Origin of the sequence: Franconibacter helveticus LMG 23732, from assembly GCF_000463115.2 — a bacterium.
Lineage (GTDB): Bacteria > Pseudomonadota > Gammaproteobacteria > Enterobacterales > Enterobacteriaceae > Franconibacter > Franconibacter helveticus.
This window is the reverse complement of sequence record NZ_AWFX01000024.1, coordinates 217,129-238,214: the sequence shown is the minus strand read 5'-3', so window position 1 is coordinate 238,214 and position 21,086 is coordinate 217,129. Positions and strand designations below refer to the sequence as shown.

18 protein-coding genes are annotated in these 21,086 nt (G+C 57.0%); 6 read left to right on the top strand and 12 right to left on the bottom strand.

All coding sequences use genetic code 11. The features are described 5' to 3' along the window. The first annotated feature begins 57 nt into the window (after positions 1-57). The gene (barA, locus tag DW56_RS07390) at positions 58-2,820 is read left to right on the top strand and encodes a two-component sensor histidine kinase BarA (protein WP_024562047.1); all 2,763 of its coding nucleotides are present in this window, start codon (positions 58-60) and stop codon (positions 2,818-2,820) included. Between the two features lie 40 nt (positions 2,821-2,860). Here the strand turns inward: barA and DW56_RS07385 are convergent, their stop codons facing one another. The 8 genes from DW56_RS07385 to syd form a co-directional block, all read right to left on the bottom strand. Continuing rightward, positions 2,861-4,003 (bottom strand): glycerate kinase, encoded by a 1,143-nt coding sequence (locus DW56_RS07385; protein ID WP_024553435.1) that lies wholly within the window; start codon positions 4,001-4,003, stop codon positions 2,861-2,863. A 160-nt stretch (positions 4,004-4,163) separates the two neighbouring features. Then, positions 4,164-5,501, bottom strand: a complete 1,338-nt coding sequence (gene gudD / locus DW56_RS07380; protein WP_024553436.1) for a glucarate dehydratase — start codon at positions 5,499-5,501, stop codon at positions 4,164-4,166. 25 nt (positions 5,502-5,526) lie between these two features. Then, positions 5,527-6,867 carry an enolase C-terminal domain-like protein gene (locus DW56_RS07375; RefSeq protein ID WP_029589752.1) on the bottom strand — a complete coding sequence of 447 codons (1,341 nt, stop codon included), beginning with the start codon at positions 6,865-6,867 and terminating at the stop codon, positions 5,527-5,529. Then, the gene (locus tag DW56_RS07370) at positions 6,867-8,222 is read right to left on the bottom strand and encodes an MFS transporter (protein WP_024554178.1); all 1,356 of its coding nucleotides are present in this window, start codon (positions 8,220-8,222) and stop codon (positions 6,867-6,869) included. Before DW56_RS07370 ends, DW56_RS07375 begins: the two co-directional genes overlap by 1 nt. A 407-nt stretch (positions 8,223-8,629) precedes the next feature. Continuing rightward, on the bottom strand, positions 8,630-9,079 hold the full coding sequence (locus DW56_RS07365; protein ID WP_024554179.1) for a flavodoxin: 450 nt from the start codon (positions 9,077-9,079) through the stop codon (positions 8,630-8,632). Positions 9,080-9,090: 11 nt separating this feature from the next. Then, positions 9,091-9,876, bottom strand: a complete 786-nt coding sequence (truC, locus tag DW56_RS07360) for a tRNA pseudouridine(65) synthase TruC (protein ID WP_161808550.1) — start codon at positions 9,874-9,876, stop codon at positions 9,091-9,093. 2 nt (positions 9,877-9,878) lie between these two features. Next, positions 9,879-10,208 carry a YqcC family protein gene (locus DW56_RS07355; protein ID WP_024554181.1) on the bottom strand — a complete coding sequence of 110 codons (330 nt, stop codon included), beginning with the start codon at positions 10,206-10,208 and terminating at the stop codon, positions 9,879-9,881. Positions 10,209-10,853: 645 nt separating this feature from the next. Beyond that, positions 10,854-11,399 carry a SecY-interacting protein gene (gene syd / locus DW56_RS07345; RefSeq protein WP_024554183.1) on the bottom strand — a complete coding sequence of 182 codons (546 nt, stop codon included), beginning with the start codon at positions 11,397-11,399 and terminating at the stop codon, positions 10,854-10,856. A 70-nt stretch (positions 11,400-11,469) separates the two neighbouring features. Between syd and queF the strand changes: the two genes are divergently transcribed. The 5 genes from queF to xni all read left to right on the top strand — a co-directional run bounded on the left by queF (position 11,470) and on the right by xni (position 17,851). Next, positions 11,470-12,312: an NADPH-dependent 7-cyano-7-deazaguanine reductase QueF gene (gene queF, locus DW56_RS07340; protein ID WP_024554184.1), complete on the top strand. Its 843-nt coding sequence runs from the start codon at positions 11,470-11,472 to the stop codon at positions 12,310-12,312. Positions 12,313-12,417: 105 nt separating this feature from the next. Continuing rightward, positions 12,418-13,782, top strand: a complete 1,365-nt coding sequence (gene ppnN / locus DW56_RS07335) for a nucleotide 5'-monophosphate nucleosidase PpnN (protein ID WP_024554185.1) — start codon at positions 12,418-12,420, stop codon at positions 13,780-13,782. A gap of 465 nt (positions 13,783-14,247) precedes the next feature. Next, the gene (locus tag DW56_RS07330) at positions 14,248-15,534 is read left to right on the top strand and encodes an HAAAP family serine/threonine permease (protein WP_024554186.1); all 1,287 of its coding nucleotides are present in this window, start codon (positions 14,248-14,250) and stop codon (positions 15,532-15,534) included. Positions 15,535-15,597: 63 nt separating this feature from the next. After that, positions 15,598-16,965 (top strand): L-serine ammonia-lyase, encoded by a 1,368-nt coding sequence (locus DW56_RS07325; protein WP_024562098.1) that lies wholly within the window; start codon positions 15,598-15,600, stop codon positions 16,963-16,965. Between the two features lie 130 nt (positions 16,966-17,095). Beyond that, positions 17,096-17,851: a flap endonuclease Xni gene (gene xni, locus DW56_RS07320; RefSeq protein WP_024553254.1), complete on the top strand. Its 756-nt coding sequence runs from the start codon at positions 17,096-17,098 to the stop codon at positions 17,849-17,851. 142 nt (positions 17,852-17,993) lie between these two features. On the opposite strand, the gene rlmM is transcribed toward xni, so the two are convergent. The 4 genes from rlmM to DW56_RS07300 all read right to left on the bottom strand — a co-directional run bounded on the left by rlmM (position 17,994) and on the right by DW56_RS07300 (position 21,019). Then, complete coding sequence (rlmM, locus tag DW56_RS07315) at positions 17,994-19,094, bottom strand: 23S rRNA (cytidine(2498)-2'-O)-methyltransferase RlmM (protein WP_024553255.1); 1,101 nt, start codon at positions 19,092-19,094, stop codon at positions 17,994-17,996. Then, a complete protein-coding gene (locus DW56_RS07310; protein WP_024553256.1) occupies positions 19,087-19,482 on the bottom strand; it encodes a DUF423 domain-containing protein in 396 nt (131 codons plus the stop codon). The genes rlmM and DW56_RS07310 overlap by 8 nt, the downstream gene beginning before the upstream one ends. Positions 19,483-19,527: 45 nt before the next feature. After that, on the bottom strand, positions 19,528-20,445 hold the full coding sequence (gcvA, locus tag DW56_RS07305) for a glycine cleavage system transcriptional regulator GcvA (RefSeq protein ID WP_024553257.1): 918 nt from the start codon (positions 20,443-20,445) through the stop codon (positions 19,528-19,530). Positions 20,446-20,791: 346 nt separating this feature from the next. Continuing rightward, positions 20,792-21,019, bottom strand: coding sequence for a YgdI/YgdR family lipoprotein (locus DW56_RS07300; RefSeq protein WP_024553258.1), 228 nt, complete (start codon positions 21,017-21,019; stop codon positions 20,792-20,794). Positions 21,020-21,086 lie beyond the last annotated feature (67 nt).

Here is a 21,086-nt window from a genome sequence, read left to right as displayed (position 1 = left end):
GAGATATTTCTCAATCAACCATATTTATTGATGCTGATTGTCCCATAACGGAACCCCATGACCAACTACAGCCTGCGGGCACGCATGATGATCCTCATACTGGCCCCCACCGTTCTTATTGGCTTGCTGCTGAGTATTTTCTTTGTGGTTCACCGCTACCATGATCTTCAGCGCCAGTTAGAGGATGCTGGCGCAAGTATTATCGAACCGCTGGCGGTGGCGAGCGAATATGGCATGAGCCAGCAAAACCGCGAGTCAATCCGTCAGCTTATTAGCGTTCTTCACCGCCGCCATTCCGACATCGTTCGCGCTATTTCTATTTATGATGAGGAGAACCGGCTGTTTGTAACGTCGAATTTTCATCTCGTCCCCGATGGGCTAAAAATGCCGCGCAACGCCGTTTTGCCAGGCGGCGTCAGCGTCAGCCGCCAGGGCGACCAGATGATCCTGCGCACGCCCATCATCGCCGAAAGTTATTCACCAGATGAATCAGAAGTGACCGACGCTAAACCAGAAGGAAACCGGCTCGGTTACGTGGCGCTGGAACTCGATCTCAAATCTGTACGCCTGCAACAGTACAAAGAGATGTTTATTTCAGTGATGCTGATAATGATTTGTATCGCCTGCGCCCTGCTCTTCGCCTGGCGGCTGATGCGCGATGTCACCGGGCCTATTCGCAACATGGTGAATACTGTCGACCGCATCCGCCGCGGCCAGCTCGACAGCCGCGTGGAAGGTTTTATGCTCGGCGAGTTAGATATGCTGAAAAACGGCATTAACTCGATGGCGATGTCGCTTGCCGCTTACCATGAAGAGATGCAGCACAATATCGATCAGGCGACGTCAGATCTGCGGGAAACGCTGGAGCAGATGGAGATCCAGAACGTCGAGCTGGATCTGGCGAAAAAGCGCGCCCAGGAGGCGGCGCGTATTAAGTCTGAATTTTTGGCGAACATGTCGCACGAGCTGCGAACGCCGCTTAACGGCGTCATAGGCTTTACGCGCCTGACGCTGAAAACAGGCCTGACGCCCACCCAGCGCGACCATCTCAACACCATTGAACGCTCGGCGAACAACCTGCTCTCTATCATTAACGATGTGCTGGACTTCTCCAAGCTGGAAGCCGGCAAGCTGCTGCTGGAAAGCATTCCCTTCCCGCTGCGCACTACGCTTGATGAAGTGGTGACGCTGCTTGCGCATTCCGCCCACGACAAAGGGCTTGAGCTGACGCTGAATATCAAAAACGACGTGCCGGACAGCGTAATCGGCGACCCGCTGCGTTTTCAGCAGGTCATTACCAATCTGGTGGGCAACGCCATTAAGTTCACCGAAAGCGGTAACATCGATCTCTTTGTGGAAAAGCGCTCCATCAGCAGCAATAAGGTGCAGATTGAAGTGCAAATCCGCGATACCGGCATCGGTATTCCGGAACGTGACCAGTCGCGGCTTTTCCAGGCGTTTCGCCAGGCCGACGCCAGCATTTCACGCCGCCACGGCGGCACCGGGCTTGGCCTGGTGATTACCCAGAAGCTGGTGCATGAAATGGGCGGCGATATCTCCTTCCACAGCCAGCCGAACCGCGGGTCGACCTTCTGGTTCCATATCAGCCTGGATCTCAACCCGAATGCCATCGTTGATGGTCACGCCACCGACTCTCTGGCCGGCAAACGCCTCGCCTATGTGGAAGCGAACGCGGCGGCGGCGCAAAGCACCCTCGACCTGCTGGCCGCCACGCCGCTGAAAGTTATCTACAGCGCCACCTTCGCCACGCTGCCGGATGAGCATTACGACATGCTGCTGCTCGCCGTGCCGGTAAACCAGCGCGAGCCGCTCTCCATGGAGCACGATATGCTCGCGAAGGCCGCGACGCTCACCGACTGCCTGCTGCTGGCGCTGCCCTGCCACGCGCAGGTCGATGCCGAAGTGCTGAAGAAAGAGGGCGCGACGGCCTGTTTGCTTAAGCCCGTCACCTCTGCGCGGCTGCTGCCGCTGTTGATTGAGCACTGCCAGAAGCAGCAAGCGCCTCATCGCCTGGCCGACGCGCGCGGCAGGCTGCCGATAAAAGTGATGGCGGTGGACGACAACCCGGCTAACCTCAAGCTTATCGGCGCGCTGCTGGAAGATCAGGTGCAGAGCGTCGTCTTATGCGACAGCGGCCAGCAGGCGGTAGACTGCGCGAAGCAGCAGCAGCTCGATATTATCCTGATGGATATTCAGATGCCGGAAATGGACGGCATTCACGCCTGTGAGCTGATCCGACAGCTTCCTCACCACCAGCAAACGCCGGTGGTTGCGGTAACCGCCCATGCGCTGGCGGGGCAGAAAGAGAAACTGCTCGCCGCTGGCATGAATGACTATCTTGCCAAACCGATCGAAGAAGAGAAGCTGCACGCGCTGCTTTTACGTTACCAGCAGGGCATGCCGCTCATCACCTCGGCGCTCTCGACGCCCGTGACGCCCGTTTCGCCAGAAGCATCAAACGACGTGACGCTTGACTGGTCGCTGGCGCTACGTCAGGCGGCGAATAAAACCGATCTGGCGCGCGATATGCTCAGTATGCTGCTGGAATTCCTGCCGCAGGTGCGTAATACCGTAGAAGAACAGCTGGTGGGCGAAGAGCCGCCCGGTCTGCTGGAGATTATCCACAAGCTGCACGGTAGCTGCGGCTACAGTGGCGTGCCGCGCCTTAAAAACCTCTGCCTGCTGATTGAGCAGCAGATGCGCAGCGGCGTCGCGCCGCAGGCGCTGGAGCCAGAACTGCTTGAGCTGCTGGATGAAATGGATAATGTGGCGCGAGAGGCGCGGCGCATTCTCGGCTAACGCCTGTGAAAGCCCTCTTCTGAGGGCTTTTTATCGCGCGCTACTTCAGTTGCTGCCCGACACGCAGCGCGGCGGCGATATTCCGCGCCGCTTTTTGCAGGTTATCCCCCGCCTCGCTCAGCGCCTCTTCTAAGGTGCAAAGCCGATAAAGCACGCTGAATACAGCGTTGATGCCGTGCCGGTGCACCACGCCCACATCCGCCGTCAGGCTGCCTGCTATGCCAATCACGGGAATGTTATGTCGACGCGCCACGCGCGCCACACCTACCGGCACCTTGCCATGTACCGACTGGCTGTCGAGCCGTCCTTCGCCGGTTATCACCAGGCTCGCCCCGCGCACTGCCTCTTCAAAACCAAGCGCTTCGGTCACAATCTCTATGCCTGGCCGCAGTTGCGCGCCGCAAAACGCGAACAGCGCCGCGCCCATGCCGCCTGCCGCGCCGCCCCCTGGCAGCGTCAGCACCTCACGCTGCACGTCGCGTTTAATCACCTCAGCGTAATGCGCGAGATTCTCATCAAGCTGTTTAACCATGTCAGGCGTGGCGCCTTTTTGCGGCCCGAAGATGGCCGATGCGCCCAGCTCCCCCGTCAGCGGGTTGTTGACATCGCAGGCGACATCGATACGGCAGGTGGCCAGCCGCTTATCAAGCCCGCTCAGGTCAATGCGCGCCAGGCGCTGTAGCGCGCCGCCGCCCTGGCCGAGCGGTTTGCCGTCTTTATCCAGCAGCTTTGCGCCCAGCGCCTGCGCCATACCTGCGCCGCCGTCGTTGGTGGCGCTGCCGCCGATGCCGATAATAAGGTGCCGGGCGCCGGCGTCCAGCGCGTGGCGGATCAGTTCGCCGGTGCCCCACGAAGTAGTGATAAGCGGGTTGCGCTGCGCCGGAGGGACGATTTCAATACCGCTTGCGGCGGCCATTTCGATAAAAGCGCGCCGCCCTGTGCTGTCGAGCCCGAAAAAAGCGTCGATCTCCTCGCCAAGCGGACCGATAACCGGCACCGTGACTTTACGTCCGCCCGTGGCGGCCACCATCGCTTCTACGGTGCCTTCGCCGCCATCGGCAAGGGGAATAAGCTGATACTCCGCCTCTGGAAAAATTTCTCTGAACCCCTGCGCGATGTGGTTTGCCACTTCCAGCGCCGTCAGGCTCTCTTTCCATGAGTCCGGTGCGATTACAATTTTCATTAACGCTCCTTAGTTCAGGTAAAAAGCGCATGATGCCTGCGGCGTGACGAACGGACAGACTCAGCAATGCGAAAGGGCGTGTTTTCAGAATAGCCCTTTGGTTGATTTCCCAAAAAGAAACGGCGTCTGTGGACGCCGTTTACAACCTGCCGGAAATAGATTAGCGCACCATGCAGGGGCGCTTATTGTCGAACGTCCAGCCCGGGATCAGCGCCTGCATCGCCATCGCGTCATCGCGCGCGCCAAGGCCGTGCTGCTGATAGAGCTCATGGGCTTTCATGATCTGCTCCATATCCAGCTCCACGCCAAGTCCCGGCGCATCCGGCACCTGCACCATGCCGCCTTTGATTTGCAGCGGTTCTTTGGTCAGACGCTGGTTCCCCTCCTGCCAGATCCAGTGGGTATCGATAGCGGTAATGGTTCCGGGCGCTGCGGCAGCCACATGGGTAAACATGGCGAGCGAAATGTCGAAGTGGTTATTAGAGTGCGAACCCCAGGTGAGGCCGAATTCGTGGCACATTTGCGCGACGCGCACAGAGCCCTGCATGGTCCAGAAATGCGGGTCCGCCAGCGGAATATCGACAGACTGTAGCGACAGGGTATGCCCCATCTGCCGCCAGTCGGTGGCGATCATATTGGTCGCGGTCGGCAGGCCGGTGGCGCGGCGAAACTCCGCCATGACTTCACGCCCGGAGTAACCCTGCTCGGCGCCGCAGGGATCTTCCGCGTAAGCCAGCACGCCTTTCAACTGCTTACCGATGCGGATAGCCTCTTCCAGCGACCAGGCGCCGTTCGGGTCGAGCGTGACGCGCGCCTGCGGGAAGCGCTTCGCCAGCGCCGTTACGGCTTCCGCTTCTTCCTCGCCCGCCAGCACGCCGCCTTTGAGTTTGAAATCGTTAAAGCCATATTTCTCATAGGCCGCTTCGGCGAGGCGCACCACGGCGTCTGGCGTCATCGCTTCTTCATGGCGAATGCGGTACCAGTCGCAGCGCTCGTCGGGCTGGCTCTGGTAAGGCAGGTTAGTCAGGTTGCGGTTGCCAACGAAGAACAGATAACCGAGCATTTCCACTTCGCTGCGCTGCTGCCCGTCGCCGAGCAGGCTGGCGACGTTAACGCCAAGGTGCTTGCCGAGCAAATCAAGCAGCGCCGCTTCAATGCCGGTCACTACATGAATGGTGGTGCGCAGATCGAACGTTTGCAGCCCGCGCCCGCCTGCATCGCGGTCGGCAAACTGGTTGCGCACGGCGGTCAGCACGTTTTTGTATTCGCCCAGGGTTTTGCCTACCACCAGCGCCGCCGCATCTTCCAGCGTCTGGCGGATCTTCTCGCCGCCCGGGATCTCGCCCACGCCTGTCTGCCCGGCGTTATCCTTGATAATCACAATATTGCGGGTGAAGAAAGGCGCATGCGCGCCGCTCAGGTTCATCAGCATGCTGTCGTGCCCGGCTACCGGGATCACTTGCAGGGATGTCACGACGGGGGTCTGTTGTGTACTCATGATCTCAATCCTTTTCTTCGGTCAATCAATGACGGCCAAAAGCGGGTCGCTTGCGGTCGAATGTCCAGCCGGGCGCCAGATACTGCATTGCGGTCGCGTCGTTGCGCGCGCCGCCTGGCAATGATTTGTAAGCCTCGTGCGCCTGTTGCACCCGGTCCCAGTCCAGCTCCACGCCAAGCCCTGGCGCATCCGGCACGGCGATTTTCCCGCCCTCGATGCGCAGCGGTTCTCGCGTAAGCCGCGCGTCGCCTTCCTGCCAAATCCAGTGGGTGTCGATGGCGGTCGGCTTGCCGGGCGCGGCCGCGCCCACATGGGTGAACATGGCGAGCGAAATATCAAAATGGTTATTGGAGTGGCAGCCCCAGGTCAGGCCCCAGTCGTCGCACAACTGCGCTACGCGCACCGCGCCGGAAAGCGTCCAGAAGTGCGGGTCCGCCAGCGGGATATCTACCGCGTTCAGCATTACCGCATGGCCCATTTCGCGCCAGTTGGTGGCGATCATGTTGGTGGCGACCGGCAGGCCCGTAGCGCGGCGAAATTCCGCCATTACTTCACGCCCTGAATAGCCCTGCTCCGCGCCGCACGGGTCCTCGGCGTAAGTCAGCACATCCTGCATGCCTTTACAAAGCGCGATGGCTTCATCCAGCAGCCAGGCGCCGTTCGGGTCAACGGTAATGCGCGCATCGGGGAAGCGCTTTTTCAGCGCCTGCGCCGTTTCTATCTCCTGCTCGCCCGGCAAGACGCCGCCCTTGAGTTTGAAATCTTTAAAGCCATATTTGTCCTGCGCCGCTTCGGCAAGCCTGACCACCGCCTCGCTGGAGAGCGCTTCCTGATGGCGCAGGTGATACCAGGGATGCGACGCGCCTGCGCCGTCCAGATACGGCAGGTCGGTTTTGCGACGGTCGCCAATATAGAAGAGATAACCGAGCACCGTCACCGCGTCGCGCTGTTTGCCCGGCCCAAGCAGTTCGCAAACCGGCACGCCAAGCGCCTGGCCCAGCAGATCGAGCAGCGCCGCTTCCAGCGCCGCCACCGCGTTCACGCGCAGTTCAAACGTCCATGCGCCTTTGCCGAAAGTGTCGAAATCAGCCGCCTGGTTGCCTTTGTGCACGTTCTGCACCACTTTGTTCAGGCGCGCCACTTGCTGCCCCACCACCTGGGGAATCGCTTCCTGTAGCGTTTTCAGGATAGTCTCGCCGCCGGGCGCTTCGCCGACGCCGGTATGCCCGGCGTCATCGGTCAGCACCACAATATTGCGGGTAAACCAGGCGCTGTGCGCGCCGCCGATGTTCAGCAGCATGCTGTCGCGGCCAGCCACGGGAATGACTTTCATATCGGTAATAATCGGGCTTGCTTGCGTGGTCATTATTTTGTCTCCGCAACCGGTTTGAGTTCGATTCGCTTGATATCGCCCACCAGGAAGAGGTAGCTCAGCACGGCCACCAGCGCATGGACGCCTACATAAATCAGCGCGCCGTTAAAGGAGCCGGAGACGCCGACGATATAGCCGATAGCAATAGGCGTAACGATGCCGGAAATATTGCCGAACATATTAAACAGACCGCCGGAGAGACCGCTTATCTCTTTCGGCGCGGTGTCCGCCATTACCGCCCAGCCCAGCGCGCCGATGCCCTTGCCGAAGAACGCCATCGCCATAAAGCCGATAATCATCCACTCAACGTCAACGTAGTTGCAGAACACCATCGTCATGGAAAGCAGCATACCCAGCACGATAGGCGTTTTGCGGGCAATGTTGAGCGAGCCGGTGCGACGCATCAGCCAGTCGGAAATCACCCCACCCAGCACGCCGCCGATAAAACCGCAGACGGCAGGAATGGACGCCACAAACCCCGCTTTCAGGATAGACATGCCGCGCGCCTGTACCAGGTAAACCGGGAACCAGGTGATAAAGAAGTAAGTCAGCGCGTTAATGCAGTACTGGCCGATATAAACGCCGATCATCATACGGGAAGCGAGCAGCTGCTTGATCTGGCCCCACTTCTGGCGCATCGGCACTTTCGTCTGCGCTTTTTTCTGATCCATGTTGATCAGGCCGCCGCCCTGCTCAATGTATTCCAGCTCACGTTTATTGACGCCCGGATGCTGGTTCGGCTCGTGAATAACTTTCAGCCAGATAAAGCTGATAACGATGCCAAGCCCGCCCATAAAGAAGAAAACGTGCGACCAGCCTACCTCATGCGTCAGCCAGCCCATGATGGGCGCGAAGATAACGGTGGCGAAGTATTGCGCGGAGTTGAAAATCGCCACCGCCGTGCCCCTCTCCTGCGCCGGGAACCAGGCCGCGACGATGCGGCTGTTGCCAGGAAAAGATGGCGCTTCGGCAAGCCCTACCAGGAAGCGCAGCGTAAAGAGCGCCACGATAATGCCGAAACCGCTGAAGATATCGACGAAGCCCTGCAACAGCGTAAACAGGGACCAGATGAAGATAGACCAGAAATAAACGCGTTTGGAGCCGAAGCGGTCGAGCAGCCAGCCGCCTGGGATCTGCCCGATAACATACGCCCAGGAGAAGGCGGAGAAGACGTAGCCCATGCCGACCGGATCAAGCCCGATGTCCTTCGCCATTTCTGAACCGGCAATGGATAAGGTGGCGCGGTCACCGTAGTTAAACGAGGTGACGATAAACAGCATCACCACAATCCAATAGCGGGCGTTAGTGCGTTTTTCCGCCACGCTCGCCGCCTGGCTTAATGTATTCATTGTTGCACTCCTGAATCATAGCGGTTGGCTACATTCATTCTGAACAGCACAACCTGTAGGGTAATCAGAATGACGGGGTAAGGGTTGTCGCAGTTCTCGCGCCGGGAAATCCCCCCTTTGCTGCTGCTTTTTTATCTGACGGATTGAGTATATCGGCGCCTTTTCAGGCTCTCATCGTGCAGCGCCCTAACATTGACGGCGCAATCAGCTGTCTATTTTTGGCATTCGCCCAGGCGTATGGGAGTTATTTCACACAACCGTAAATGAAAAGCGGTTGCGCCCTGAGAGAAGCAAATTCTGTTAAAGGAGTGTGAACTTTGTCGCTTGACGGCGCAGCGGGAGAAGAAAAAGCGCAGATAAAATGGAATTGATGACAACGTTGCCCGGCGAACCGGGCATAAAGCGAGTTACTGCAACAGCGCGCTCCAGCGCTCTACCCAGGGATTAGAGAGCGCTTCAGGCTCTGGATAGTCGCTGGCGTCGATAGTCAGCACCTCGCCCACGCGGGTCGCGTGCTGTTCCTGGAGCAGCGCGTCAAACTTTTTGCCGCCGCCGCAGAAATTAGCGTAAGTGCTGTCGCCAAGCGCGATCAGGCCGTAACGGAGATCGGGCTGGTAGCCCAGTTTGTCTTTAATGCCTTCATATAAAGGCACAATGCTGTCCGGAAGATCGCCCTGCCCGGTCGTGGAGGTGACCACAAGCACGTAAGCTTCGCGATAGCTCTCCCAGTCCGCCAGTTCCGGATCTTCATAAACGGTCGCGTTATGGCCATGGCCTTTCAGAATAGCCTCCGCCTCTTCCGCCACCAGCAGCGAGTTTCCGTACATAGTCCCTACAAAAATCCCTACTTTCGCCATCGTTATACCTCTTACTTGTCAGGCTGATTTAGCTCATCCTGAACGTCAGGCGCAGTAAACTCAAGGTCCTCATTCATCGGCACAATTCCCCGCCAGCCGAAATGTGACAGCGCCTGCATCCAGGTGGCGTCAAAGCGCGCCCGCAGTTGTAACGGCTCGCCGGTAACCGGGTGGTTCAGCAATAGTTCGCTCGCGTGCAGCATCAGGCGGTCGCAGCCGAAATGTTCCGCCGCGGCGCGGTTCTGGCGCAAGTCGCCATGTTTTGAATCGCCGATGATGGGATGGCGCAGGTGCGCCATATGACGGCGCAGCTGATGCTTGCGCCCGGTTTTCGGCAGCATTTCCACAAGGCTGTAGCGCGCGGTAGGATAACGCCCCACCGCAACCGGCATTTCGCTTACCGCCAGCCCGCGATAATGCGTAACGGCAGGCTGCGGGCCTTTATCGGCCCTGGCGTATTTATCGCCGATTTTATCCAGCTCTTCAGTGAGGGCGTAATCCAGCTCGCCCTCCTCCTGCAACCAGCCGCGTACCACAGCGTGGTAACGCTTTTGAATCTGATGCTGTTCAAACTGCTGCGACAGCAGGCGGCCAGTTTCGCTGGATAGCCCCATCAGCAACACGCCGGAGGTGGGCCTGTCGAGACGATGGGCGGTAAAAACGTGCTGACCAATCTGGTCGCGCACCGTCTGCATCACCACCACTTTTTCATCACGGTCGAGCCAGCTGCGGTGCACCAGCCAGCCGGAAGGCTTATTCACCGCCACCAGCCATTCGTCCTGATAGATAATCTCCAGGCTCACGCGTTATCCCCTGTAAACAGCGCATCCAGCTCCAGCAGTAAGGCCAACACCGCCTCACGGCCCGGGTGCTGCGCTTCCAGGGCAATTTCATAATAGGGCGCAACCGCGAAAGCGCCGGGGAGTTCGCCGCCAGCATCCAGCAAGGCGTGCATACGCGGGATTAACACCCACTGCAACCATTCGTAAGGCTCCAGCGTGTCCATACAAAAAGGCTGCGTGCTGTTGAATGCCTCCGCTTGCGGCGGGGAGCTTTGCCAGAGCTGATGCTGGCGGAGCGTCGCTTCAACGCGCAAAAGCTGCTGACGAAGTTGTTCTTCGCGTGTCATGAGGACCTCGATTGGGTAGTTAGCCGGGGGCGAAGCATAGCATTGCGTGGCGCAGAGGAAAAAAGCATAAAAAAAGGGAGCACTGTAAAAACAGTGCTCCCGGTTCGTTTCGCAGCAGTCCGGCTACTTTTAGTGCTCCCTGCTCGTCCATGACAACTTTTCCAGCGGCCTTGCGACCTGTCATCCTTTTTAATGCATCCTGCATCACATCATCCTGACGTTTACTTTGCGCCCCCCTGACGCATCGTCCTTAGTCATCCTGACCCACCGTTCATCCTGATCGGCTCTCATTCTCCTTCCTGGAGGTGTCCCTTAGCGCTCCTGCGCTCTCCTCTTGCTCCGTTCCTGAAGCTTTTCCTTTGCGCTCTCCAGCGTGTCCCCTCTTGTGAAGCCCCATCATCCTGACAGCCACTTCACCGCGCGACTCCTTGTCGACGCAGATAGAATCGCTTATTGCCCGATGTCTTACAAGGCATCTTAACTACGCAATTCCACTTAAGTTTCATTCGCAAGTTGTAGATTTTTGCTTAAGCGGCTAATAAATAAAGAAATAATAAAAATGCCTTATAAGGAAATCCCGAAACGTTGCACGGATGTCTTACACGCCTGTGAGAGATCTCTTACAAAGCGAGGAGCAAAAACGGCTTACACGTCCGGCTCCAGCGCTTGCAAAAAGGCGGCCAGGTCTGGCGACAGCACGCTTTTCTGCTTTGTTCCTACCCTTTCACGCACCACTTCGCCGGTGAGGTTACAGAGCGAAATGACCTCCATTTCATCTTCCAGCGTGGCGAGAAAAAGCGTGGGCGAAAGCTTCAGGCGCTTTTGCATCACCAGATGCCCAATCAAATTCTCCTGTACGCGCTGAAAATCGTCTTCACTCCAGGCCTGTAGCAACGTCAGAGAAAGGTCGCTGAAGCGCGCCGGCATGTCGCCTGCAAGCTGCGACGCATAAAAGGCGTGCGCCGAGGGCTGCAACCGGATATCCAGCGCCCGCTCCACCGCCTCCAGCGTGGCGAAAGAAGAAAAAGGCTGCGGCTGCCATTCGACAGTTTCGCCCCGCGTAGTGATAATGCAAGGCGACGGCACGCCGTAAAGCGCCTCGCTTTGCGGGCCGGTTCCCGCTTTTTTTCGCCAGGCTTCGCAGTAGCGGTCAGTAAAAGCGGCGAGCGCCAGTCGTACTTCGTTATCCACCAGATTCTCTCTCTTTGCCAGGTACGGTACACTTAGCGCCATATTGTACCCGTATTATTGATGGTGACGCATGTCTTATGAAAACCACCAGGCGCTGAGCGGCCTGACGCTGGGTAAAACCACAGATTACCGCGACGAATATGACGCCTCCCTGCTCCAGCCTGTTCCGCGCAGCCTGAACCGCGACCCGCTCGGCCTGCGCGCTGAGAGCCTGCCGTTCCACGGTGCGGATATCTGGACGCTTTACGAGCTCTCCTGGCTTAACCAGAACGGTTTGCCGCAGGTCGCCGTCGGCGAAGTTTCCCTGGATGCCCGCAGCCGCAACCTTGTCGAGTCAAAAAGCTTTAAGCTTTATCTGAACAGTTTCAACCAGACGCGCTTTTCCTCATGGGAACAGGTGCGGGAAACGCTGCAACGCGATTTAAGCGCATGCGCCGAAGGCGATGTGGAGGTGCGCCTTTACCGTCTTAGCGAGCTTGAAGGCGAGCCGGTGGCGCATTTTCATGGCGAATGCATCGACGAGCAGGAAATTGTGATTGATAGCTATGAGTTTGATGCAAATTACCTGCAAGGCGCAGCGGGCGAAAAGGTGGTGGAAGAGACGCTGGTAAGCCACCTGCTCAAATCAAACTGCCTTATCACCAACCAGCCGGACTGGGGTTCGGTGCAGATCGCCTATCGCGGACCGCAGATAGACCGCGAAAAGCTGCTGCGTTATCTGGTTTCTTTCCGCCACCATAATGAGTTTCACGAGCAATGCGTGGAGCGCATCTTTAATGACATTCAGCGTTTTTGCCAGCCCGAAAAGCTGAGCGTTTACGCGCGCTACACTCGCCGCGGCGGGCTGGATATCAACCCCTGGCGCGCCAACACCGTTTTCCACCCCGCCACGGGACGCCTGGTTCGCCAGTAAACCGCCGCCCGCCAGGACATTTTCTCCCGGCGGGTTGTTAAACCGAACAGCCGGGGGCTATTGTAATCAGAGGGAGCGGCGTTTCTCGCCCCGTAAGGAGCTCACTTGATTACACATATTAGCCCTCTTGGCTCAATGGATTTATTGTCGCAGCTGGAAGTGGACATGCTCAAACGCACCGCCAGCAGCGATCTTTATCAACTTTTCCGCAACTGTTCGCTTGCGGTGCTCAATTCGGGAAGCCAGACCGACAACAGCAAAGAATTGCTGTCGCGCTTTGAGAGTTTCGACATCAACGTGCTGCGCCGCGAGCGCGGAGTGAAGCTTGAGCTTATCAATCCGCCGGAAGAAGCCTTTGTGGACGGGCGCATCATCCGTTCAATTCAGGCGAACCTGTTCGCCGTGCTGCGCGACATCCTCTTCGTTAACGGACAAATCTTCAACGCCGGACGCTTTCAGCACCTCAACCTGGAAGACTCTATTCACATTACTAACCTGGTCTTTTCCATTCTGCGCAACGCCCGGGCGCTGCACGTTGGCGAAGCGCCGAACATGGTGGTGTGCTGGGGCGGCCACTCCATTAATGAAACCGAATACCTGTACGCTCGCCGCGTCGGCACCCAGCTTGGCCTGCGTGAGCTGAATATCTGCACCGGCTGCGGGCCGGGCGCGATGGAAGCCCCGATGAAGGGAGCGGCGGTAGGCCACGCCCAGCAGCGCTACAAAGACGGGCGTTTTATCGGTATGACCGAACCGTCTATTATTGCCGCCGAGCCGCCAAACCCGCTGGTTAATGAGCTGATCATCATGCCCGACATCGAAAAGCGTCTCGAAGCCTTTGTGCGTATCGCCCACGGCATTATCATTTTCCCGGGCGGCGTGGGCACAGCGGAAGAGTTGCTTTATCTGCTCGGCATCCTGATGAACCCGCATAACCGCGAACAGGTGCTGCCGCTTATCCTCACCGGCCCTAAAGAGAGCGCCGATTACTTCCGCGTGCTGGACGAATTTATCGTTAATACGCTGGGCCATCAGGCACGCGAGCATTATCGCATTATCATTGACGACGCCGCCGAAGTGGCGCGGCAGATGAAAAAAGCGATGCCGATGGTAAAAGAGAACCGCCGCGAGACGGGCGATGCCTACAGCTTTAACTGGTCGATTCGCATTGCGCCCGATTTACAGGTGCCTTTTGAGCCTTCGCACGCCAACATGGCGAACCTGAAACTTTATCCTGACCAACCGACGGAGCTGCTGGCCGCCGACCTGCGCCGCGCTTTCTCGGGTATTGTGGCGGGTAACGTGAAAGAGGTGGGCATCCGCGCCATTGAGCAGTTCGGGCCGTACAAAATCCACGGCGACCCGCGCATGATGAAGCGAATGGACGACCTGCTACAGGGCTTCGTCGCCCAGCACCGTATGAAACTGCCCGGCTCCGCCTACATTCCCTGTTACGAGATTTGCACCTGATAAACCCGACTCATAAGGCGGCTCAATAGCCGCCTTTTTTATTGCGTAAATTCGCCTGCCGAAACCGTTTGCTTCGTTTTTATCCCCGCCAATAATCATTTGAATTTATCTATTAGCAAGGTTAAACGCTGTAGCGCGTCGTTTTTGCAGAGAAAAATGATCTATTCGATTCCCTTATGTTTACCTCCCGCGCCGCAAATGGCAGGCTTTGCACGCCTAAATACTGATTAATGTTTTGAAAGTAGACAGATGCCCTAAAAAACGCCCTTTATATAGGTGGATTATTGCATTTGGGATCGCGATCACTGATGCATTCGTAACATGAATGTATCTTTCCGCCCGCCAATAGTTACGGGGAAAAATTATAAAAAACCCGCTATCAACAGCGTTTCATTTTACAGTCAGGCGATTTTTCATTGGATATGACTAAAAACCTGATATTTAAGCTTCCTTCAGGAGATACAGATGGAAACCACTCAAACCAGCACAGTTGCTTCCGTTGAAGCACGCAGCGCCTGGCGCAAAACCGACACCATGTGGATGCTGGGACTTTACGGCACCGCTATTGGCGCAGGCGTACTTTTTCTGCCCATCAACGCAGGCGTAGGCGGCATGATCCCGCTTATCATCATGGCAATCCTTGCTTTCCCGATGACCTACTTCGCGCACCGCGGCCTTACCCGCTTCGTGCTTTCCGGTAAAAACCCGGGCGAAGACATCACCGAAGTTGTGGAAGAACATTTCGGCGTGGGCGCGGGCAAGCTCATCACCCTGCTCTACTTCTTCGCGATTTACCCGATCCTGCTGGTTTACAGCGTGGCGATCACCAACACCGTTGAAAGCTTCATGACGCACCAGTTGCAGATGACAGCGCCGCCGCGCGCTATTCTGTCGCTGATCCTGATTGTCGGCATGATGACCATTGTGCGCTTTGGCGAGCAGATGATTGTTAAAGCGATGAGCGTACTGGTATTTCCGTTTGTCGCCGCGCTGATGCTGCTGGCGCTTTATCTGATTCCGCAGTGGAATGGCGCCGCGCTGGAAACCCTCTCTTTGAGCAGCGCAACGACCGGCAACGGCTTGTGGATGACGCTGTGGCTCGCCATCCCGGTAATGGTCTTCTCCTTCAACCACTCGCCGATCATCTCTTCTTTCGCCGTTGCGAAGCGTGAAGAGTATGCAGAGGGCGCCGAGAAGAAATGCTCCAGCATTCTGGCTCGCGCGCATGTGATGATGGTGCTGACCGTCATGTTCTTCGTCTTCAGTTGCGTACTGAGCCTGACGCCGGAAAACCTGGCGGAAGCGAAAGCGCAGAACATCTCCATTCTCTCTTACCTGGCGAACCACTTTAACGCCCCGATCATCGCCTGGATGGCGCCGATTATCGCGATTATCGCCATCACCAAATCCTTCCTCGGCCACTATCTGGGCGCGCGCGAAGGCTTTAACGGCATGGTTATTAAGTCGCTGCGCGGCAAAGGCAAAACCATTGAAATCAACAAGCTGAACCGCATTACCGCCGTGTTCATGCTGGTGACCACCTGGATTGTGGCGACGCTCAACCCAAGCATTCTCGGTATGATCGAAACGCTGGGCGGACCGATTATCGCGATGATCCTGTTCCTGATGCCGATGTACGCCATTCAGAAAGTACCGGCGATGCGCAAATACAGCGGCCACATCAGCAACGTCTTTGTGGTTGTCATGGGCCTTATCGCTATCTCCGCTATTTCCTACTCCCTGTTTAGCTAATTGCTCTTCTGCGCCGTCTTCACGGCGGCGCACGCTCTTCCCGGCACAAGCAACGGACGCATCATGATCAGTGTTTTCGATATTTTTAAAATTGGCATTGGCCCTTCCAGCTCTCACACCGTGGGGCCGATGAAAGCGGGCAAGCAGTTCACGGACGATCTTATCGCGAAGGGATTACTGCTGCGCGTAACGCGTGTGGTAGTGGATGTTTACGGCTCGCTGTCGCTAACGGGCAAAGGCCACCATACCGATATCGCCATTATTATGGGGCTTGCTGGCAACCTGCCGGACACGGTAGACATCGACGCCATCCCGCACTTTATTCAGGACGTGAATACACATGGCCGCCTGCTGCTGGCGCAAGGCCAGCATGAGGTAGAGTTCCCTGTTGACCAGTGCATGAATTTTCATGCCGACAACCTTTCGCTGCATGAAAACGGTATGCGCATTACTGCGCTGGCGGGCGAAACGGTGCTCTACAGCCAAACTTACTACTCCATCGGCGGCGGCTTTATTGTGGATGAAGCCCATTTCGGGCAGACCAACGCGGCGCCGGTCGAGGTGCCTTATCCTTACCGCAACGCGGCCGATTTGCAGCGCCACTGCCAGCAGACCGGGCTTTCTCTTTCGGGCCTGATGATGCAAAACGAACTGGCGCTGCGCAGTAAAGCGGAGCTTGAAGCGCACCTTGCTGGCGTCTGGGATGTTATGCGCAGCGGGATCGAGCGCGGCATTACCACGGAAGGGGTGTTGCCGGGCAAACTTCGCGTACCGCGTCGCGCCGCAGCGCTTCGCCGTATGCTGGTCAGCCAGGATAAAACTAACGCTGACCCGATGAACGTGGTGGACTGGATAAACATGTTTGCGCTGGCCGTTAACGAAGAGAACGCGGCAGGCGGCCGCGTGGTGACGGCGCCCACTAACGGCGCGTGCGGCATCGTGCCGGCGGTGCTGGCCTATTACGATAAGTTCATTCGGGAGGTCAACGCCAACTCCCTGACCCGCTACCTGCTGGTGGCGAGCGCCATCGGCTCGCTCTATAAAATGAACGCCTCTATTTCCGGCGCGGAAGTGGGCTGCCAGGGGGAAGTGGGCGTCGCCTGCTCAATGGCGGCGGCGGGGCTTGCCGAACTGCTTGGCGCCAGCCCGGCGCAGGTTTGCATTGCGGCTGAAATCGGCATGGAACATAACCTGGGGCTAACCTGCGACCCGGTAGCGGGCCAGGTACAGGTGCCCTGTATCGAGCGTAACGCCATTGCGGCGGTGAAAGCGGTCAATGCGGCGCGCATGGCGCTGCGGCGCACCAGCGAGCCGCGCGTCTGTCTCGATAAAGTCATTGAAACCATGTATGAAACCGGCAAAGACATGAACGCGAAATATCGCGAAACCTCCCGCGGCGGACTGGCGATGAAAGTCGTCGCCTGCGACTAAGGCTTCATCATTTTTCCGCCCGGCCCCGGGCGGATTTTTTTGCGAGTCACCTTCCTGATTTCCTCCCTTTTCTGGCCCGCATCCTGCTGAAATGGTAGGGTTAGCCCATCTTTTACAGCGGGGTAAGCCAGTGGCCCATTTATTAATCGTCGACGCGCTCAACCTGATTCGACGCATTCATGCGGTGCAGGGTTCCCCCTGCGTTGAAGCGTGCCTTCATGCGCTTGACCAGTTAATTTTGCACAGTCAGCCCACCCACGCGGTGGCGGTTTTTGATGACGACGCGCGAAGCCAGGGCTGGCGGCATCACTTGCTGCCGGACTACAAAGCGGGGCGCCCGCCGATGCCGGAGGCGTTACAGGCGGAAATGCATGGCCTGCGCGACGCCTTCACGCGTCACGGCGTTGCCTGCTGGGTAAGCGAAGGCGATGAAGCCGACGATCTTGCGGCAACGCTTGCGGTAAAAGTGGCGGCGGCGGGCCAACAGGCCACCATCGTCTCCACCGATAAAGGCTATTGCCAGTTGCTCTCTCCCGCGGTTCGCATTCGCGACTATTTTCAGAAACGCTGGCTGGATGCGCCGTTTATCGCCGCGGAGTTTGGCGTTGAACCGCAGCAGTTACCCGATTTCTGGGGGCTTGCCGGCATCAGCAGCAGTAAAATCCCAGGCGTTGCGGGTATCGGGCCTAAAAGCGCGACGCAGTTGATTACGCAATTCGGCACGCTGGAATCGCTTTATGAAAGGCTCGACGAAGCGCCGGAGAAATGGCGCAACAAACTGGAGACGCATAAAGAAAGCGCCTTCATTTGCCGCGAAGTGGCGAGGCTTAAAACGGATTTGCAGCTCAACGGCAATTTACAGCAGCTAAGGCTGGCGGGAAGGTAAGCGCGGCGCCGATCATACGCGGCTTAGCGGCTGGCGGGCGCAACGTTTCACTGCTCTTGTCTGTCTGGTTCGCGCGTTAAGCGTACAAAAAAGGCAGGTACGCGCCCTGCCTTATTCACTTTTAACCTTTGCGGTTAACGCCTTAACGCTCGTCGCGACGGCCGCCTACCGCTGCCCACCAGCGGCGAACGTGAACGGTGACTTCCTCGCGGTCATGATAAAGCTGACGCGCCTGGATTTCTGCGTTGATGCCGTTCGCTTCCAGTTGCTCGCGGATAAAAGCGATATTCTGGGAAACCTCTTCATAGCGCTTTTTCATCGGCAGCTTCAGGTTGAAAATCGTCTCCCGACACCAGCCATTGACCAGCCATTGCGCCATCAGCGCCGCCACTTTCGCCGGCTTTTCAACCATGTCGCACACCATCCAGGAGATGTTGTTGCGGTTCGGGCGATAGCGGAAGCCATCTTCGCGCAGCCACGTGACCTGCCCGGTATCCATCAGGCTTTGCGCCATCGGGCCGTTGTCCACGGAAGAAACCCACATGTTGCGTTTTACCAGCTGATAGGTCCAGCCGCCAGGGCAGGCGCCCAGGTCAACCGCATACATCCCGTTCGCCAGCCGCTCGTCCCACTCATCGGCAGGAATAAAAACGTGAAACGCCTCTTCAAGCTTCAGCGTAGAGCGGCTCGGCGCATCCGCCGGGAACTTCAGGCGCGGAATGCCCATATAAAAAGGCGAATTGTTATTCGTGTAAGAGTAACCGGCGTAGCAGCAGCCTGGCGCAATAAAGAATACGTGCACTACCGGGCGCTTAGCCGTTTCAAAATTCGCCAGGATTTTCGCTTCGCGCAGCGCGGCACGAAGCGGCACCGTAAACTTACGGCAGAACTTCATCAGCTCTTTGCTTTCGTTGGTGTCCGCCACTTCCACGCGCAGCTCGCCGCCTTTTTCCACTACGCCCTGTAGCATGCCGACAATCGGCGTCACGCGGTCTTCAGGCGGCAAATCGGTGAGCAGCTCGCCCGCCACGATCATCTGGCGGGCAAAAATCAGCGAGCTGAACGGCAGCTCGCGGCCAAGCTTATCCGCCTCTTCTGGCTGATAACACTCAAACACCACATAACCAGACTGCTCTTTAACGCGGGCGAACCCGTAAACGCCAAGCTGCGCGGCTTTATCGGTTATCTCCGCCGCGCACTCTTTTTCAAATCCCTGGCGGCAGTACAAAATGACTTTATTCATGAACCGAACCTTTACGCTTCAGACGCACCGCGCCAATTAACATCAATACCCAACCTGCAAGGAAACTTACGCCGCCCACCGGCGTGACAAACGCCCAGAGCCTCAGGTGCGAAAGCGCCAGACAATAAAGGCTGCCGCTAAAAAGCACCGTGCCGAGCGCGAGAAAAACGCTGCTCCAGTAAAACCAGATGCTGATGCGGCGTTGCATCGCCACCGCCAGCCCAAAGATGGCAAGCGTGTGGAACGCCTGATATTCAAGGCCGGTTTGTATCCAGCCCATTTCCACAACGCCTAATGATTTGCTTAAAACGTGCGCCCCAAAAGCGCCGAGAGCCACAAAAATAAAGCCACTAATCGCGGCGAAAATCAGCATAAAACGGCTGGTCATGTTGTAACCCTAAAAGTCAGGCGCGCCGGGGCGCGCAAAATGGTGTTATTGCTCGTAGCGAAAACGGAATTTTTCTTGCTCGCTGGCCGCTTTCGCCAGTATCCATTGACGAAAGGCCGCTATTTTACCCAGTTCTGCCTGGCTGTCATGACAAACCAGATAAAATGCATTTTTACTGACCAGCACATCATTAAAAGGACAGACCAGCCGGCCTGCTTCGATCTCTGACTGCGCCATCACATTATTGGCGAGCGCGATGCCCTGCCCGTGAATAGCCGCCTGCAATACCATGGCGCTGTGGCTGAAAATCGGCCCCTGCTGCACATTGATATGATTAAGACCAAGCTGGCGCGTATAAGTTTGCCAGTCGCGGCGAGAAGCATCGTGCAGCAGCGTGTGCTTTTCCAGATCCTGCGGCGTTTTTAGCGGCTTTTCGCCGGTGAGCAGCAGCGGAGAGCAAACCGGCAGCAGATATTCGGCGTACAGCTTTTCCACTCTGAGCCCGGGCCAGTTGCCGCGCCCGTAAAAAATCGCCACATCCACATCGTCTGCAAGCTTGTCTTCTTCACGGTCCACCGCCTGAATACGTACATCGATGCCCGGGTAAGCCGAGTTAAAGCTGGAAAGCCTCGGCACCAGCCAGTGAATGGCGAAGCTTGGCAGCAGGCTTACCGTCAGGGCGCCTTTGGCGCTGCGGGCCTGAAGTTTGCGCGTCGCTTCCGTCAGCTGAGAAAAGATCTCTTTGATGTCGAGGAAGTAGCTTTGCCCCTCTTCAGTCAACAGCAGCGAGCGGTTGCGACGGCGAAACAGCTTCAGGCCCAGAAAATCCTCAAGCGACTTGATTTGATGACTTACCGCCGCCTGGGTGACAAAGAGCTCGTCTGCGGCTTTGGTAAAGCTTAAATGACGCGCGGCGGCGTCAAAAACGCGTAATGCGTTTAATGGGGGTAATCGCTTGGACATGGTTGCTGGGTTTCGTGTTAATGCTCATTAACAAAAAGGATAACAAGACGTCACCTATTAGTTTTTTTTATCTGAGACATTATAAATTGTCCGTTGAGGTTGCACCAGCAAATACCTATAGTGGCGCCACTTCCTGAGCCGGAACGAAAAGTTTTTCGGGATGAGCGTTCTGAGGGACTTTTGGCTTACGGTTGTGATGTTGTGTTGTTGTGTTTGCATTTGGTCTGCATTTCAGACCATGGTAGCAACGCTACCCTATTTCACTTCCTGTACATTTACCCTGTCTGTCCATAGTGATTAATGTAGCACCGCGAATTGCGGTGCTTTTTTTTGCCTGATACCGGGCTTATTTCTCCAGCGCAACCATCTCTTTCACGTCAGAACGGTTGATCTGCTGCTGGTTGCCGTTGGCGTCTTTATACTTAATCATGCCGGTTTCATCGTCAGTCTTTGGTTTACCGTCGGAGACGATAGAACGGCCATCGTTTGTGTGCATCACATAATTCGGGCCAGAACACGCACTCAGAGCGAAGGCCATCATACAAGCGGATACTACAGCGGCTGTCTTTTTCATCTTCTTCTCCTTGTAGAGTTTAATGCTATATAAACTTCTTCTACTGACAGGCTTAAATGTTCACCTA

Excerpts from the sequence above, each read along its gene's own strand:
- barA (WP_024562047.1), top strand. The coding sequence starts at position 58 with ATGACCAACTACAGCCTGCGGGCACGCATGATGATCCTCATACTGGCC.
- DW56_RS07385 (WP_024553435.1), bottom strand. The coding sequence starts at position 4,003 with ATGAAAATTGTAATCGCACCGGACTCATGGAAAGAGAGCCTGACGGCG.
- gudD (WP_024553436.1), bottom strand. The coding sequence starts at position 5,501 with ATGAGTACACAACAGACCCCCGTCGTGACATCCCTGCAAGTGATCCCG.
- DW56_RS07375 (WP_029589752.1), bottom strand. The coding sequence starts at position 6,867 with ATGACCACGCAAGCAAGCCCGATTATTACCGATATGAAAGTCATTCCC.
- DW56_RS07370 (WP_024554178.1), bottom strand. The coding sequence starts at position 8,222 with ATGAATACATTAAGCCAGGCGGCGAGCGTGGCGGAAAAACGCACTAAC.
- DW56_RS07365 (WP_024554179.1), bottom strand. The coding sequence starts at position 9,079 with ATGGCGAAAGTAGGGATTTTTGTAGGGACTATGTACGGAAACTCGCTG.
- DW56_RS07355 (WP_024554181.1), bottom strand. The coding sequence starts at position 10,208 with ATGACACGCGAAGAACAACTTCGTCAGCAGCTTTTGCGCGTTGAAGCG.
- queF (WP_024554184.1), top strand. The coding sequence starts at position 11,470 with ATGTCTTATGAAAACCACCAGGCGCTGAGCGGCCTGACGCTGGGTAAA.
- DW56_RS07330 (WP_024554186.1), top strand. The coding sequence starts at position 14,248 with ATGGAAACCACTCAAACCAGCACAGTTGCTTCCGTTGAAGCACGCAGC.
- DW56_RS07325 (WP_024562098.1), top strand. The coding sequence starts at position 15,598 with ATGATCAGTGTTTTCGATATTTTTAAAATTGGCATTGGCCCTTCCAGC.
- rlmM (WP_024553255.1), bottom strand. The coding sequence starts at position 19,094 with ATGAATAAAGTCATTTTGTACTGCCGCCAGGGATTTGAAAAAGAGTGC.
- DW56_RS07310 (WP_024553256.1), bottom strand. The coding sequence starts at position 19,482 with ATGACCAGCCGTTTTATGCTGATTTTCGCCGCGATTAGTGGCTTTATT.
- gcvA (WP_024553257.1), bottom strand. The coding sequence starts at position 20,445 with ATGTCCAAGCGATTACCCCCATTAAACGCATTACGCGTTTTTGACGCC.
- DW56_RS07300 (WP_024553258.1), bottom strand. The coding sequence starts at position 21,019 with ATGAAAAAGACAGCCGCTGTAGTATCCGCTTGTATGATGGCCTTCGCT.